Origin of the sequence: Stagnihabitans tardus (assembly GCF_009925085.1) — a bacterium.
Lineage (GTDB): Bacteria > Pseudomonadota > Alphaproteobacteria > Rhodobacterales > Rhodobacteraceae > Stagnihabitans > Stagnihabitans tardus.
The window spans coordinates 45,778-59,578 of sequence record NZ_JAABNR010000002.1 but is presented as its reverse complement, the minus strand read 5'-3'; the positions used below and the strand labels follow the sequence as shown (position 1 = coordinate 59,578).

Below are 13,801 nucleotides of genomic sequence, written 5' to 3'. Positions count from 1 at the left end.
GACCCCCGTGGGATATTTATGAAAAGATGAAACGATGAGCGATCGAACTTACCTGGATTGGCCCTTCTTCGAGGCGCGGCATCGGGAGATGGCGGCGGCGCTGGAGGACTGGTGTGGCGCTCATCTGCCGGTGGATCATGGCGATGTCGATGCGGCGTGCCGGGGTCTGGTGGCGGCCTTGGGCGCGGGGGGCTGGCTCAGACATTCGGGCGGGAGCCTGGATGTGCGGACGCTCTGCCTGATCCGCGAGACCCTGGCGCGGCACGATGCGCTGGCCGATTTCGCCTTTGCCATGCAGGGGCTTGGGATGGGGGCGGTTTCGCTGTTCGGGACGGCGTCGCAGCGGGAATGGCTGGGGAAGACGACCTCCGGAGAGGCGATCTCGGCCTTTGCTTTGACCGAGCCGGGCTCGGGGTCGGATGTGGCCGCGACCTCGACCACGGCGGTCCGGGTGCCGGGGGGCTGGAGGCTCGATGGGGTCAAGACCTGGATCTCGAACGGCGGGATCGCCGATGTCTATGTGATTTTTGCCCGGACCGGCGAGGCGCCGGGGGCGCGTGGGCTCTCGGCCTTTCTGATGCCTGCCGATGTGGCGGGACTGCGGGTCGTGGAGCGGCAGGAGGTCATCGCGCCGCATCCCCTGGCGACTTTGGCGCTGGAGGGGGTGACGCTTCCAGAAGATGCGCTGATCGGCGAGGCGGGGGCGGGGTTCAAGATCGCCATGTCGGTGCTGGATGTCTTCCGGTCGACCGTTGGGGCGGCGGCCCTGGGCATGGCGCGGCGGGCGCTGGACGAGACCTTGCACCGTGTCCGGTCGCGGAAGATCCAGGGCCTGGCCTTGGCCGAGATGCAGATGGTCCAGGGGCACATGGCGGATATGGCGCTTAAAGTGGATGCCGCGGCCCTGCTCGTCTACCGCGCGGCATGGGTCAAGGATCAGGGCGCGGCGCGGGTCACCCGCGAGGCCGCCATGGCCAAGCTTTACGCCACCGAAGCGGCCCAGGAGGTCATCGACATGGCCGTTCAGCTTCATGGCGGCGAGGGCGTGCGCCATGGCTCCGTCGTCGAGGGTCTTTACCGCGAAATCCGGGCGCTGCGCATCTATGAGGGCGCCTCGGACGTGCAGCGCATCGTCATTGCGAGGAGCCTATGACCTATCGCCGTCAGATCCGCGTCGAGTTCAACCACTGCGATCCGGCGGGGATCGTCTTTTACCCGCGTTACTTCGAGATGACCAACTCGCTGTGCGAGAACTTCTTCCGCGACGAGCTGGGCCTGCCTTACGAGGCGATGATGGCCGAGAACACCGGGGTGCCGACCGTGCGCCTGGAGGCGGAGTTCAAGGCGCCCTCGCGGCTGGGCGAGCTTTTGACCTGGGTTCTGGTGGTCGAGCGCATCGGCGGCTCCTCGGTGACCTTCCGCGCCGAGGTTCCGGGTCGGCTGACCATCCGTCTGACGCTTGTCTACGCGCCCAACCTGAAACCCGCGCCCTGGACCGCCCCCCTGCGCGCCGCCTTGGCCGCCCACCTGGAGACCCCCGATGCAACCTGACGCCGCAAGACTGGAGTTCCTTCATCCCGCGCACTGGAAACCGGCCCTGGGCTATTCGAACGGCGTGGCGGCCTCTGGTCGCATGGTCTTTACCGGCGGGATCATCGGCTGGAACGCGGACCAGGTCTTCGAGACCGACGATTTCGTCGGCCAGGTCGAACAGGCCCTGCGGTCGATCGTCGAGGTCCTGGCCTGTGCGGGGGCCAAGCCGGAACATCTGGTGCGGCTGACCTGGTATGTGACGGACAAGAAGGAATACCTTGGGTCGCTGAAAGAGCTTGGCCGCGCCTATCGTGCCACCATCGGCAAGCATTTCCCCGCCATGGCCCTGGTGCAGGTCGTGGCGCTGGTCGAAGACCGCGCCAAGGTCGAGATCGAGGCCACTGCCGTCATCCCGGTTTGAAATCTTCCCCGGACGGGGTATCCTGCGCAAAAGCGAGGTCACATGACGCTGACGACCCTGCCCAGTGACTGCCGCCCCTCGGGCTGGATCGCCGATTGGCGCAAGATCGGCATGGCCTCGGTGCTCAGTCAAAAGGGCGCGCTTTCCTGAAACCCTTCCCCTTTCAGAGAAAGCACGATCATGACAGACAAGACCACGGGGTGCCCGGCCCATGATCCCGGCAAGGCCTATGACCCTTCGAAAGAGGGCGCGCAGATGGATTTCAAGGCGCGCATGTCCTATGGCGATTACCTGGGCATCGATGCGATCCTCTCGGCCCAGCACCCGCTGAGCACGGCCCATGACGAGATGCTCTTCATCATCCAGCACCAGACATCGGAGCTGTGGATGAAGCTGGCGCTTTATGAGCTGTCGGCGGCGCGTCAGGCGATTGCGGGCGACCATACGGCCGAGGCCAGCAAAATGCTGGCCCGGGTGGCGCGGATCTTCGAACAGCTCAATTCCGCCTGGGACGTTCTGCGCACCATGACGCCCTCGGAATACACCGCCTTCCGCGATGACCTCGGGCAAAGTTCCGGCTTTCAGTCCTGGCAATACCGGCTGATCGAATATGCGGTCGGCAACCGCAACAAGGCCATGCTGCGGCCGCATGAACACCGGCCCGACCTGATGGAACGGCTCACGGCGGAACTGGCGCGACCCTCGCTTTACGACGAGGCGCTGCGGCGCCTGGCCCGGCTCGGATTGCCGGTGCCCCCGGAGGTCCTGACCCGCGATGTCTCCGAGCCCTGGACGGTGAACGAGGGGGTGACAGAGGCCTGGGCGCAGGTCTACCGCGACCCCTCGGCGCATTGGGAGGCCTATGAGCTGGCCGAAAAGCTGGTCGACTTCGAGGACTATTTCCGCCGCTGGCGCTTCAACCACGTCACGACGGTCGAACGCGTCATCGGCTTCAAGCGCGGCACCGGGGGGACGGCGGGGATCAGCTATCTCCGCCGGATGCTCGAGGTCGAGCTCTTCCCCGAGCTTTGGCGCGTGCGCACCATTCTTTGAACGACCGGGGGGCGATGACCCCCCGGCATCCCCAACAGGAGGAACCCCCATGCCCGATTTTCCCGGACTCGGACCATCAGGTCACACCGACACTTTCACCCGCGACCGCCTGCCGCCTGCCGACCAATGGCCGGAGATCCCGCTTCAGGGCTTCGACTACCCGGAGTATATGAACGCCGCCGTCGAACTCACCGACCGCATGGTCGAGAAGGGCTTCGGCGACCATACCGCCCTGATCGGCAATGGGCGGATGCGGACCTACAAGGAGCTGGCGGATTGGACCAACCGCCTGGCGCATGTGCTGGTCGAGGATTACGGCATCAAGCCCGGCAACCGCGTGCTGATCCGGTCGGCCAACAACCCGGCCATGGTGGCGGCTTGGCTGGCCGCCACCAAGGCGGGGGCGGTGGTGGTCAACACCATGCCTATGCTGCGGGCCGGAGAGCTTGCGGCGATCGTCGACAAGGCCGAGATCGCTTTTGCGCTTTGCGACACGCGTCTGATGGAGGAACTCGTCACCTGCGCCAAGCACTCGGCCTTTCTCAAGACCGTGGTGGGCTTTGACGGCACGGCCAACCACGACGCGGAACTCGACCGGGCGGCCCTGAAGAAGTCAGTGCGGTTTCAGGCGGTGCAGACCGGCCGCGACGATGTGGCCCTGATCGGGTTCACCTCTGGCACGACCGGCACGCCCAAGGGCGCGCTGGCCTTTCACCGCGACCTTCTCATCATCGCGGATGGCTATGCGCGCGAGGTTCTGGGGGTGACGCCCGAGGATGTCTTCGTGGGCTCGCCGCCTTTGGCCTTCACCTTCGGCCTCGGCGGGCTGGCCGTCTTCCCCCTGCGCTTCGGGGCGGCGGCGGCTTTGCTGGAACAGGCCTCGCCCGCCAACATGATCTCGCTCATCCAGGAGCACCGCGCCACGGTCTGCTTCACCGCGCCCACCGCCTACCGCGCCATGATGAAGGCGATGGAGGAGGGGGCGGACCTGAGCTCGCTCCGCGCGGCGGTCTCGGCCGGTGAGACCCTCCCGGCGCCGGTCTACGAGGAATGGATGGCGAAGACGGGGAAACCGATGCTTGACGGGATCGGCGCGACAGAGATGCTGCATATCTTCCTGACCAACCGCTTCGACGACCACCGCCCCGCCTGCACCGGGCGCCCCGTGACCGGCTATGAGGCGCGGATCGTTGGGGAGGACATGGCCGAGCTGCCGCGCGGCGAGGTCGGGCGGCTGGCGGTGCGGGGCCCGACGGGCTGCCGTTACCTGGCCGACGACCGGCAGGGGAAATATGTGCGTGACGGCTGGAACCTGACGGGCGACAGCTTCTGGCAGGACGAAGAGGGCCGCTTCCACTTCGCCGCGCGGTCCGACGACATGATCATCAGCGCGGGCTATAACATCGCGGGGCCGGAGGTCGAGGCCGCGCTTTTGTCGCATCCCGATGTGGTGGAATGTGCGGTGATCGGCGCGCCCGACGAGGAGCGCGGCATGATCGTCGAGGCCCATGTCGTGCTGGCCGAGGGTCGCGAGCCCGATGCGCTGATGGTCAAGCTCTTGCAAGACCATGTGAAAATGACCATCGCGCCTTATAAATACCCCCGCCGCGTGGTCTTTGTCCGGGCCCTGCCCAAGACCCAGACCGGCAAGATCCAGCGCTTCAAGCTGCGGGGATAAGGGTCTGCATCAGGGGCGATGCGGGATCGCAAAGCCCCTCGACGATGTCGAAATGGTGGCGCCCGGGCTCGGGCGTCCAGGGGCAGGCCCAGGCCTCGGACAGAAGCCGCGCCTGCCAGAGGAAGGCAGGCCGCTCTTGGGCGCCGACCCAGACGTGGGCGGGGGCCAGGGGGCGTGACAGGCAGGGGCTCTCGGCGGCGATCTCGGCGGCGTCCAGATGCAGAAGGTCGTTCATCGAGGTCCCGGCGATGGGGCCAAGATCGGCCAGCGGAGAGATCGGGACCACACGCTCCAGCGCCGAAAGGCAGGCCATCCGCGCGGCCAGGTGGCCTCCGGCGGAATGGCCCGTGACGACGACCGGGCCAGGCACGCGCGCCCGGGCGGTGGCCACGGCCTGCGCGACCTCTGCCGTCATCTGGGCGATCCGGGCCTTGGGTGCGAGCGTGTAGGAGGGCAGCGCCATGGCCCAGCCCCGCGCGACCGCTCCCGCCGCAAGGTGCGACCAATACTCCCGCCCGCCCTCGATCCAGTAGCCGCCATGGATAAAGACGACCAGGCCCCGGGGCGCCTGTGCGGGCAGGAAGAGGTCCAGAGCCTGACCTTCGCCGCTGCCATAGGCCAGGCCAAGCTCGCTTCGAGCCGTGGCGCGGAAGGCGCGGGCCTCGCGGTCCCAGCGGGCGGGATAGTCCGCGCCACCGGGGATATGGGCGGAATTTGCATAGGCCCGATCGAGCGAATCGCGGTCTGACATCCTGGCTCCCTTGGGCTGAACGCGTCCAAGGTGACGCTTTATGCGGTGCGCGCAAGGCCCGCGCGCAGCCGGTCCAGGCTGAGAGGCCCCGCGCCCAAGTGGACCAGCGCCAGGGCCATGGCCGCCCAGGGCAGGTGGAAATTGGCCCAACCCTCCGGCACGGTCAACTGGATCACCGCCGTCATGGCAAGGATCCCGAGCGCCGCCAGACGCGTCCCGAGGCCGAGGACGAGGAGCACGGGCAGCAGGATCTCGGCCACCCCTGCCGCATGGGCGGCGAGGATCGGGAAGGGATAGGGATATTCCGTCCCCAGGATATGCAGGCGGAACTCCGAGGCAAAAAGGAACCGCGCTCCGCCGGAGAGGGTCAGGAAACCGTCCCATTTCGTCAGGCCGGAGAAGAAGAAGGGGAAGGCCAGGGCCAGGCGCAGGCCGAGGGGCACGAGGGGCTCCAGCACGGGGGCGGCGCGGGTCATCATCTTGGGTCTCCTTGAAGGTGCGGGCCCTGGGCAAAAGCGCCCAGCGCGGTCAGTCCGATCAGCGCGCGGCCGAAGTCGAAACCGGGGTCATCGGGGACGGCATCGGCCAGCGATTGCCCCCTTTGCAGCGCGGCCAGGAAGGCGAGGTCGGCAGGCGGCAGGATATGGACGCCGACTGCAAGCGCAGGCCGCGTCACCAGCACCGCATCGGCTCCGCTGAACCGTTCTTGCGCCGTGTTGCCCTGATGCGCCGCCCAGATGCGCCCCACGGGCCAGGCCGAGGCCAGGACCTGCGCCGCCGGATGCAGCGCCATCCCCCGGTCGAGGTCGAGGCTGGCGAGGCCCTCCAGCGTCAGGGGCGCCGCATCGGCGGCGTGATAGGCGCGGGTCCAGGCGGCCTCCAGGCGGGCGAGGTCTGGGACATAGGCGGGCACCTCGGCCAGGTGGGAGAGGTGGTCCGGGAAGTCCTCGCCCCAATCGGCGAGCACCGGGGTCAGGGGCGGGCTTTGCCGCAGAAACGCCCGGGCGGCCTCGCGGAAGAAGGCGGGCCCCAGCACTGCCTCGGTCACCGGAAAGCGCGCGGAGAGGGCGGCCAAAAGGCCAACATGGACATTGTTGCGGTAGATCGCAAAGCGCGCGGGGTCAGAGATCCCCACAGGCGCCGCGCCGCCCAGAAGCCCCGCCGCGAAAGAGGCGTGATCCATTCAGGCCGCCTCCGCGTGGGCGCCGAGGTGACGCGCCACCCGCGCGGCCTCGGCCATCAGGGTCGGGAAATCAGGCACGTCATTGTCCCATTCGATCAGCGTGGCCATGGGGCCGGTCTGCGCCAGCACCCGGTCATAAAGCGCCAGCACGCCGGGGGTGGCCGGGCTGGCATGGGCGTCGATCAGCACGCCGTCATCCTCGTCATGGCCGGCCATATGCAGCTCCCCCACCGCCTCCATCGGGAAGCGGTCGAGATAGGCCCAAGGGTCGATCTCCTGGTTGGTGCAGGACACCATGACGTTGTTGACATCCAGAAGCAGCCCGCAGCCCGTCCGCCTGACGATCTCGCGCAGGAAATCGGTCTCTTCGATGCGGCTTTCCGCAAAGGTCACATAGGTCGAGGGGTTCTCCAGCAGCATCCGCCGCCCCAGGGCGTCCTGCACCTGGTCGATATGGCTGCAGATACGGGCAAGCGTCGCCTCGGTATAGGGCAAGGGCAGAAGGTCGTTGAAGAAGACGCCATGGCTGGACCAGGCCAAGTGTTCCGAGAACTCCGCCGGCTTGTAGCGGTCGACGAGCCGCCGCAGCCGGGCCAGATGCGCCGGGTCCAGGCTCTCCCCCCCGATCGAGAGGCCGACGCCATGCAGCGACAGGGGATAAAGCGCGGCGATCCGTTCCAGCCAGGCATGGGGCGGACCGCCCGCGCCCATATAGTTCTCGGCATGGATTTCGAAGAAACCAAGGTCGGGGCGGGTCTCGAGGATGACCTCGTAATGGGCGGGCTTCAGGCCAAGGCCGATGGCGGGGGGCAGGGACATGATCTCTCCGGCTTTGTCGGAAGGGTCGAGGCGGGGCAGCCTCTGCGGCGCGAAGGGGGGAGGCCCGGGGCAGGGCCTCCCCAGGGCCTCAGCTCTTCATCGGCTCCAGCATGCCCATGTGGCCCTCGACGTTCATCGTCGTGCAGGTGCCCGCGGGCACGGCCTTCCAGGCGGCGGCGTCGTAATCCTTGGTCGAGGTCCCCGCGCAGGTCGTCCCTGCCCCGGCGGCGCAGTCGTTCTGCCCCTTCAGCGCGATGCCATAGCACTTCTCCATGCCCATCATCTGGTCCTCGGTCATCGGAGCGGCCTGGGCGGCAAGGGCCCCGGCCAGGGAAGCGGCAAGCGACAGGGTCAGGATCGAACGGTTCATCTGGTATCCTCCGGTTATCAGCGGCCCGTCGTGGGTCGCTTGCAAACCACTTCGCGGCCCGGGCCCCTTTCGTTACGCCGGTTTCAGCGCTGTCACGCGGTCGTGACCGTCATGGCTTTTTCTGCGGGCGGGATGTAACAATCGCCCCTGCGCCTCGTATTGGGTTACAGGAGGGCCTGCATGTCGGACGGCCTGGAAGAAAGCCTGTCGCACTCCCTGCGCGCTGCCATCGCCGGGGACCAGCGGGCCTATGCCGATTTCCTGGAGCGCGTCGCCGGGCGATTGCGCGGGACATTGTGGCGCAAGATCGGGACCGAGGCCGAGGATATCGTGCAAGAGACTTTGCTGGCCATCCATCTGAAGCGCGACACATGGGATGCGGGGCAACCCGTGCTGCCCTGGGTCCATGCCATCGCGCGTTACAAGATGATCGACGCTTTCCGCCGCAAGGGGCGCCGGGTCGAGCTCGACATCGGCGATTTCATCGAGACCCTGCCGCAGCCCGAGGCCGAGACGGTGTCGGACCGCGAGATCGGCCGGGCCCTGGGGCTTTTGGGGCCGGGGCAGAAGGCGGTGGTCGCCTCGATCTCGGTCGAGGGGCGGACGATATCGGAAACCGCCAGCGTGCTGGGCATGACGGAGACGGCGGTGCGGGTGGCGCTGCACCGGGGACTGGCCGCGATTTCGCGCCATTTTGCAAGGGGTTAGGCGATGGAGACGCGCTCTCTGATCAAGGCATTGGCCGAGGATGCAGCCCCCCGGGGCCCGGGCTTCGGCGCCCGCTGGGCCCTGGCGCTTGGCCTCGGGATTGCCCTGGCGCTCACGGTCTTCGCGGCGCTTCTGTCACCGCGCGCCGATCTGGGCGCGGCCATGGGTCAATGGCGTTTCGGCTTCAAGATGGGCATGGCGCTTTTGGTCGCCCTGACCGCGCTGCCCCTCTTGCGCGCCCTGTCGCGGCCCGGAGGTCGTGCGGGGCGGGCGCTCTGGCTCGTCGCCCTGGCGCTCATGGCGGGCGCCCTGGCCGAGGGACTGACCCTGCCGCCCGAGGCAAGGTTCCCCGCCCTGATGGGCCAGCACAACTGGGCCTGCCTGGCCCTGGTCACGCTGATCGGCCTGGCCCCCCTCGCGGTCTTCCTGGGCTTCCTGCGCCGCGCTGCCCCCACCGACCTGCCCCGGGCCGGAGCCCTGGCGGGCCTGGCCTCTGGCGGCATCGCGGCCACGCTATACGCCCTGCATTGCACCGACGACTCCCCGCTTTTCGTCGCGGTCTGGTATAACGCGGCGGTCCTCGGCCTCGCCGCACTGGGCGCGCTTCTCGCCCCCCGGCTGGCGCGCTGGTAGATGGCCAGCATCAAGGACATCGCGCGGCGCTCGGGCACCTCGCCCGCCACGGTCAGCCGGGTGATCAACGGCTCAGGCTATGTCAGCGAGGCCTCCCGCGCCCGGGTGCAAGAGGCCATCGCCGAACTGGGCTTCCTGCCCAACGCGGGCGCGCGGCGCCTGCGGTCGGGCGAAAGCCGCATGGTAGGCGTCCTTCTTCCGGCGCTGGACGTGCCCTTCTTCGCCATCTTGGCCCATGTCATCGAACAGGCCCTGTTCCAGGCCGGCTACCAGGCGCTGATCTGCTGCACCGATGAAAGCGCTGCGGCCGAAGAGCGCTATATCTCCACCCTCCTCTCCCAAGGGGTGGACGGCGTCATCGCGGCCTCGGTCCTGGCGGATGGCGACCAATACGGGCGTCTGGCCGGAGTGCCCGTCGTGGCGCTGGACCGCGACCTGCCGGGGCTCGCGGCGGTCAAGGTCGGGGCCGATCACCATGCGGGGGGGCGGCTGATGGCGGGCCATCTCCTCGACCAGGGCCACAGCCGCATCGCGGTGATCGGAGCCCCCGCCCATAGCGCCCCGATCCAGGCCAGGCTGGCCGGCGCGCTGGAGCGCCTGGCCGAGGCGGGCCACTCGCCGGTTGCCGTGGCGCTTGGCCCGGTCCATGACTTCGACGCCTGCCGCGCCCTGGCCGAGGACGTGCTGGAGACCTCCCCCACCGCGCTGATCGGCACGACCGATATCGCGGCCATCGGTGCCATCCATGCCGCGATCGGACGCGGGCTCCGGGTGCCCGCCGACCTTGCCGTCATCGGCTTCGACGACCTTCCGGCGGCGGCCTATGTCCTGCCCGCGCTGACCACCATCTCTCAACCCCTGCGAGAGATCGCCGCGGCCGCCACGGCCCAGCTCATCGGCCTGATGACCGGAGCGCCCCTCCCCCCGCCCGCCCCCTTCGCCCTGCGCCTGGTCCGGCGCGAGACGACCTGAGCCCCTTTCACACTGGCCCAAATATCCCGGGGGTTTGGGGGCAGCGCCCCCAAGCGCCCTCAGCCCAGGAGAACCCGCAAGGGAGGTATCCCCTCCGTCGCCGTCGCCCCCTTCAACGAGGCCGCCGCCGCCCGATGCGCCAGCGACAGGCAGCGCCCCGCATCCCAACCCTGGTGGATCCCGTAAAGCGCGCCTGCGCAAAAGGCATCGCCCGCGCCGACCGGGCTGACGATATCCCCAGGCGCCACGGCACAGGGCTCGGCCCAAAGCGGCGCCCCGTCGAACCACAGCGCCCCCTGGCCGGTGTGCAGAACAACCCGCCCCGCCCCCGCCGCCTGCAATGCCCGCGCCGCAGCCTCCAGCCCCGCCCGATCCCCGGCCGGGATCGGCGGCCGACCCAGTGTCCGCGCCGCCTCCACTTCGTTCAGAAAGAGATAATCCACAGTCGGCAGGGCCGCCATCACCGTGGCCGCAAAGGTCGACGTGTCGGCAGAGACGAGGTCCACCACCGTCACCATCCCGCAAGCCCTTGCCCGGGAGAGAATCCGCGCCGCCCCGGTCGTGCCCCCTTCCAGCGCGTCCAAGGCCCCCAGCAGATTGATGTAACCGAGGTAAAAGATCCCCACCCCTTCTGCGGCCATCTCTTCGACCGGGATATCGGCTTCGGTCAGGGCATCGTTGCAGCCGGGGTGATAGAAAAACGTCCGGCTGTCGCCCGGCACATTCATCACCTGGGTATGGGCGGTCATCGCGGTGGCACTGGTCTTCAGCCAGCGCCGATCCACCCCTGCCGCATCGCAGGCGCTGCGGCAGAGCCCCGCATGGGCGTCCCCCCCCACCAGCCCCACGGCATAAAGCCGCAGGCCCGCGTCAAAGGCCGCGAGGTCCAGCACCACGTTGGCCGCCCCGCCGCCCACTCCCATGACCTCGTGCCTTATATGGACCAAGTCGCTTTTCTGCGGCCAGGTGTCGATGGTCTGGACGATATCCACGATCCAGTTGCCCGCGCAGGCGATGGCCTTGTCCTTAAGACTGCTCACACCGAAACCTCGTTCCACAGGGGGTAAAGCGGCGCCTCGTCCTCCTCGACGGTCGAGAACCTGCCCAGGGGCTCCAGGAAGAAGTTGTCCCCCCGGTCGTCATTGCACTGGCTCACTTCCGCCACGAAGACCGGCCCATAACCGCGCTCGCCCCAGAAGCGGTGCTGCAGCCCGCGCGGAATGGTGATCGAGGCCCCGGCGGTCAGCCTTATCGGCCCGTCAAAGGCCGCGACCTCGGCGCCATCGACCCGGGCCATCGTGTCAGCGGCGAAAGAGCCCTCGCGGGTAAACTCCACCATCAGGTTGCCGCCACCGCGCACGATGATGTCTTCGAGCTTGACCTTATGGGCGTGGAAGGGGGTCTCCTGGTCCTCGCCGACAAAGAGCAGCTTCTCGGCATAGGGCCGCTCTGTCGCATCCCCCTGCACCCCATTGCGCAGGCACAGCAGAGTCAGGCCCCGCCGCGCGAAGTCTCCGCTGCCGAAGTCGGTGCAATCCCAGCCGATCTGCCGCCCGGCCAGAAAGCGCGACTGCGCCGGGTTGGCCTGGTGATCGGCCAGGCTCCACTCCGCCCAGTCGGGCAGGGCGAAGCGGTAAGCGTCGCAAAGCGCCCGCGCCGCGCGCAAGGCCGCGTTGATCTCAGAGCGTCGCATAGGTCACCTCGACCGTCCGGTTCTCGCGGCCCGCCGTCAGGGCTGCCGTCAGAACCGCGTGGTGATCGGCAGCCTCCCGCGGCGAGGCGCAGGGGAAGCCCTTGGCATCCCCTCCCGCCAGCTCATCGACGAAGGCCGCCCACATCTGCTGGATCGCATCGGTGAAGCCGAACTCGAAGATCCCCCCCGTTATGCCGGGGAAAAGCGGCGTATAGCCGAGGTCTTCCGTCTGCCAAGCTTGCGTCCCGTCATAGCGCATGAACTGCCACTGACGGGGGCTTTTCGTCGTGAAGAAGGCCGAGCCCTTCATGCCCAGAACCCGCAGGCTCCAGGTATTCGCCTCACCGGGCGCGATCCGCCAGGTTTTCAGCACCATGGGGAAATGCCCGCCGTCATGCGGCACCCTCGCGGTGATCGTGGCATTGTCCCAGGTCTCGCAAGGCACCATGTTGCCCTTGCCATCCGGGCGCTGGGTCACCCGTTTGACCAGCGAGGCCTGCACCGTCTCCGGCCGCCAGCCCAACCGCAGGGGCACATGCAGCACATGCATGCCCAGGTCACCCATGCAACCATATTCCCCGTTCACCGCCTCCATCCGCTTCCAGTTGATCGGCTTCATCGGGTTGATGTCGGAGGAATGCAGGAAAGCGGCTTCGACCTCGAGGATATCCCCCACCGCACCGCTGCGGACAAAGTCGATGACCTTCTGCGCCCCGGGGTAGAAGGGCATTTCCGAGGAGCAGCGGACCACCAGCCCCGGATGGGCGTCGATGGCCTCCTGGATCGCCCGGTTCTGGGCCGCGTCCATGCCGAAGGGCTTCTCGCCAAAGAGATGCTTCCCGGCGGCCAGGATCGCCGGATAGATCTCGGCATGCAGCACATGGGGCACGGCGCAATAGACGGCGTCCACCTCCGGGTTGGCCAGAAGCGCGCGGTAGTCACTCGTGGCCTGAATGGGGCCGAGGTTCTCGGTGAAGAAAGCCATCAGCGCGGGGTTGGTGTCGCAGACCGAGACGATGCGGGGCCTGGCGCGCATCCCCGTCAGATGCAGCCAGCGCGCGGCGGCCGAGGCGAATTCACGCCCCATCAGCCCGCAGCCGATGATGCCGAAGCGGATCTCCTTCATGCCTGCACCATCTGCAGCGCCGCTTCCGGCGAGGCCCCGTCATGGACAATCGCCATGAGCGCCCGCGTCATGCCACCCGGGTTCGGATGCTGCACGACATTGCGCCCATAGACGATGCCCCGCGCGCCTTGGGCCATCAGCTCCGAGGTCCGCGACAGGATTTCCGCGTCCGAGACCCGACCCCCGCCCCGCACCAGCACCGGCAGGCCCTGGGCGATCTCGATGACGCGGTGGTATTCCTGCACGTTGGAGCACGGATCGGCCTTGATGATATCGGCGCCCAGCTCCGCCGCCTGGCGCACCAGCGGCAGGATCTTGGTGATATCGCCATCCACCATGTAACCGCCCTTGGCATTGTCCTGCATCACCAGGGGTTCCACCATCAGCGGCATCCCCATGATCTCGCATTCCCGTTTCAGCGCATTCACGTTGCGCACGCAGGCGCGGTAGACCTCCGGCTGGCCGGGCAGCATCAGAAGGTTGACCACGACGCAAGCCGCATCCAGCACCAGCCCCTGTTCGACCGGGCGGTCGATCACCTCGGAGAACAAGGCCGAAGGCAAGGGCGTGCCATAGACATTGGCGATATCGGTGCGCAGGACCAAGGCGGGCCGGGTCTTGCCCGGGATCGCCTGCAGGATCTTCGCCGTCCCCGGCGGCAGCTGGATCGCATCGGGCGCCGCCGCCGCCACCGTATGGATCGACTTCCGCATATCCTCGATCCCGCCCAGGAACGAGGCCTCGTTGAACATGCCATGGTCGATGGCCACGTCGAAACAATTGCCCGAGGGCGCGAAAAGGCGGTTCAGGCGGGCGGCTTTCATGGGGGACCTCGATGTGGAAACGTTTCCATATTCCACC

Annotated in this window: 17 protein-coding genes; 8 read left to right on the top strand and 9 right to left on the bottom strand. The window is 67.8% G+C overall.

Annotated elements, in window-relative coordinates; all coding sequences use genetic code 11:
* Positions 1–34 precede the first annotated feature (34 nt).
* The 5 genes from GV832_RS02115 to GV832_RS02095 all read left to right on the top strand — a co-directional run bounded on the left by GV832_RS02115 (position 35) and on the right by GV832_RS02095 (position 4,685).
* Positions 35–1,153 (top strand): acyl-CoA dehydrogenase family protein, encoded by a 1,119-nt coding sequence (locus GV832_RS02115; protein WP_168773175.1) that lies wholly within the window; start codon positions 35–37, stop codon positions 1,151–1,153.
* Entirely contained in the window at positions 1,150–1,551 is a 402-nt protein-coding gene (locus GV832_RS02110; protein ID WP_168773174.1) for an acyl-CoA thioesterase, read from the top strand. Before GV832_RS02115 ends, GV832_RS02110 begins: the two co-directional genes overlap by 4 nt.
* A complete protein-coding gene (locus GV832_RS02105) occupies positions 1,541–1,954 on the top strand; it encodes a RidA family protein (protein ID WP_168773173.1) in 414 nt (137 codons plus the stop codon). Before GV832_RS02110 ends, GV832_RS02105 begins: the two co-directional genes overlap by 11 nt.
* 180 nt (positions 1,955–2,134) lie before the next feature.
* The gene (gene kynA, locus GV832_RS02100; RefSeq protein ID WP_168773172.1) at positions 2,135–3,007 is read left to right on the top strand and encodes a tryptophan 2,3-dioxygenase; all 873 of its coding nucleotides are present in this window, start codon (positions 2,135–2,137) and stop codon (positions 3,005–3,007) included.
* A gap of 49 nt (positions 3,008–3,056) precedes the next feature.
* The gene (locus GV832_RS02095) at positions 3,057–4,685 is read left to right on the top strand and encodes an AMP-binding protein (RefSeq protein WP_168773171.1); all 1,629 of its coding nucleotides are present in this window, start codon (positions 3,057–3,059) and stop codon (positions 4,683–4,685) included.
* On the opposite strand, the gene GV832_RS02090 is transcribed toward GV832_RS02095, so the two are convergent.
* From GV832_RS02090 to GV832_RS02070, 5 genes are all read right to left on the bottom strand, one after another.
* The gene (locus tag GV832_RS02090; protein WP_168773170.1) at positions 4,669–5,436 is read right to left on the bottom strand and encodes a hormone-sensitive lipase; all 768 of its coding nucleotides are present in this window, start codon (positions 5,434–5,436) and stop codon (positions 4,669–4,671) included. The two genes, GV832_RS02095 and GV832_RS02090, sit on opposite strands and share 17 nt — an antisense overlap.
* A 38-nt stretch (positions 5,437–5,474) precedes the next feature.
* A complete protein-coding gene (locus GV832_RS02085) occupies positions 5,475–5,915 on the bottom strand; it encodes a DoxX family protein (protein ID WP_168773169.1) in 441 nt (146 codons plus the stop codon).
* Entirely contained in the window at positions 5,912–6,619 is a 708-nt protein-coding gene (locus tag GV832_RS02080) for an HvfC/BufC N-terminal domain-containing protein (protein WP_168773168.1), read from the bottom strand. The genes GV832_RS02085 and GV832_RS02080 overlap by 4 nt, the downstream gene beginning before the upstream one ends.
* Positions 6,620–7,438, bottom strand: coding sequence for an MNIO family bufferin maturase (gene bufB / locus GV832_RS02075; protein WP_168773167.1), 819 nt, complete (start codon positions 7,436–7,438; stop codon positions 6,620–6,622).
* Positions 7,439–7,526: 88 nt separating this feature from the next.
* Complete coding sequence (locus GV832_RS02070) at positions 7,527–7,808, bottom strand: BufA1 family periplasmic bufferin-type metallophore (protein WP_168773166.1); 282 nt, start codon at positions 7,806–7,808, stop codon at positions 7,527–7,529.
* 180 nt (positions 7,809–7,988) lie between these two features.
* Here GV832_RS02070 and GV832_RS02065 point away from each other — a divergent pair, with 180 nt between their 5' ends.
* Genes GV832_RS02065 through GV832_RS02055 form a run of 3 tightly spaced genes read left to right on the top strand, consistent with a single transcriptional unit; the run spans position 7,989 to position 10,121 of the window.
* On the top strand, positions 7,989–8,516 hold the full coding sequence (locus GV832_RS02065; RefSeq protein WP_168773165.1) for a sigma-70 family RNA polymerase sigma factor: 528 nt from the start codon (positions 7,989–7,991) through the stop codon (positions 8,514–8,516).
* Between the two features lie 3 nt (positions 8,517–8,519).
* A complete protein-coding gene (locus GV832_RS02060; RefSeq protein WP_168773164.1) occupies positions 8,520–9,149 on the top strand; it encodes an NrsF family protein in 630 nt (209 codons plus the stop codon).
* Positions 9,150–10,121: a LacI family DNA-binding transcriptional regulator gene (locus GV832_RS02055; RefSeq protein WP_168773163.1), complete on the top strand. Its 972-nt coding sequence runs from the start codon at positions 9,150–9,152 to the stop codon at positions 10,119–10,121.
* 59 nt (positions 10,122–10,180) lie between these two features.
* Here GV832_RS02055 and GV832_RS02050 read toward each other — a convergent pair whose 3' ends face one another.
* The 4 genes from GV832_RS02050 to GV832_RS02035 are packed head-to-tail and all read right to left on the bottom strand — an operon-like array spanning position 10,181 to position 13,764.
* Entirely contained in the window at positions 10,181–11,161 is a 981-nt protein-coding gene (locus tag GV832_RS02050) for a carbohydrate kinase family protein (RefSeq protein WP_354001914.1), read from the bottom strand.
* A complete protein-coding gene (locus tag GV832_RS02045; RefSeq protein WP_168773161.1) occupies positions 11,158–11,814 on the bottom strand; it encodes a D-lyxose/D-mannose family sugar isomerase in 657 nt (218 codons plus the stop codon). Before GV832_RS02045 ends, GV832_RS02050 begins: the two co-directional genes overlap by 4 nt.
* Entirely contained in the window at positions 11,801–12,940 is a 1,140-nt protein-coding gene (locus GV832_RS02040) for a Gfo/Idh/MocA family protein (protein ID WP_168773160.1), read from the bottom strand. Before GV832_RS02040 ends, GV832_RS02045 begins: the two co-directional genes overlap by 14 nt.
* On the bottom strand, positions 12,937–13,764 hold the full coding sequence (locus tag GV832_RS02035) for a class I fructose-bisphosphate aldolase (protein ID WP_168773159.1): 828 nt from the start codon (positions 13,762–13,764) through the stop codon (positions 12,937–12,939). The genes GV832_RS02040 and GV832_RS02035 overlap by 4 nt, the downstream gene beginning before the upstream one ends.
* Positions 13,765–13,801 lie beyond the last annotated feature (37 nt).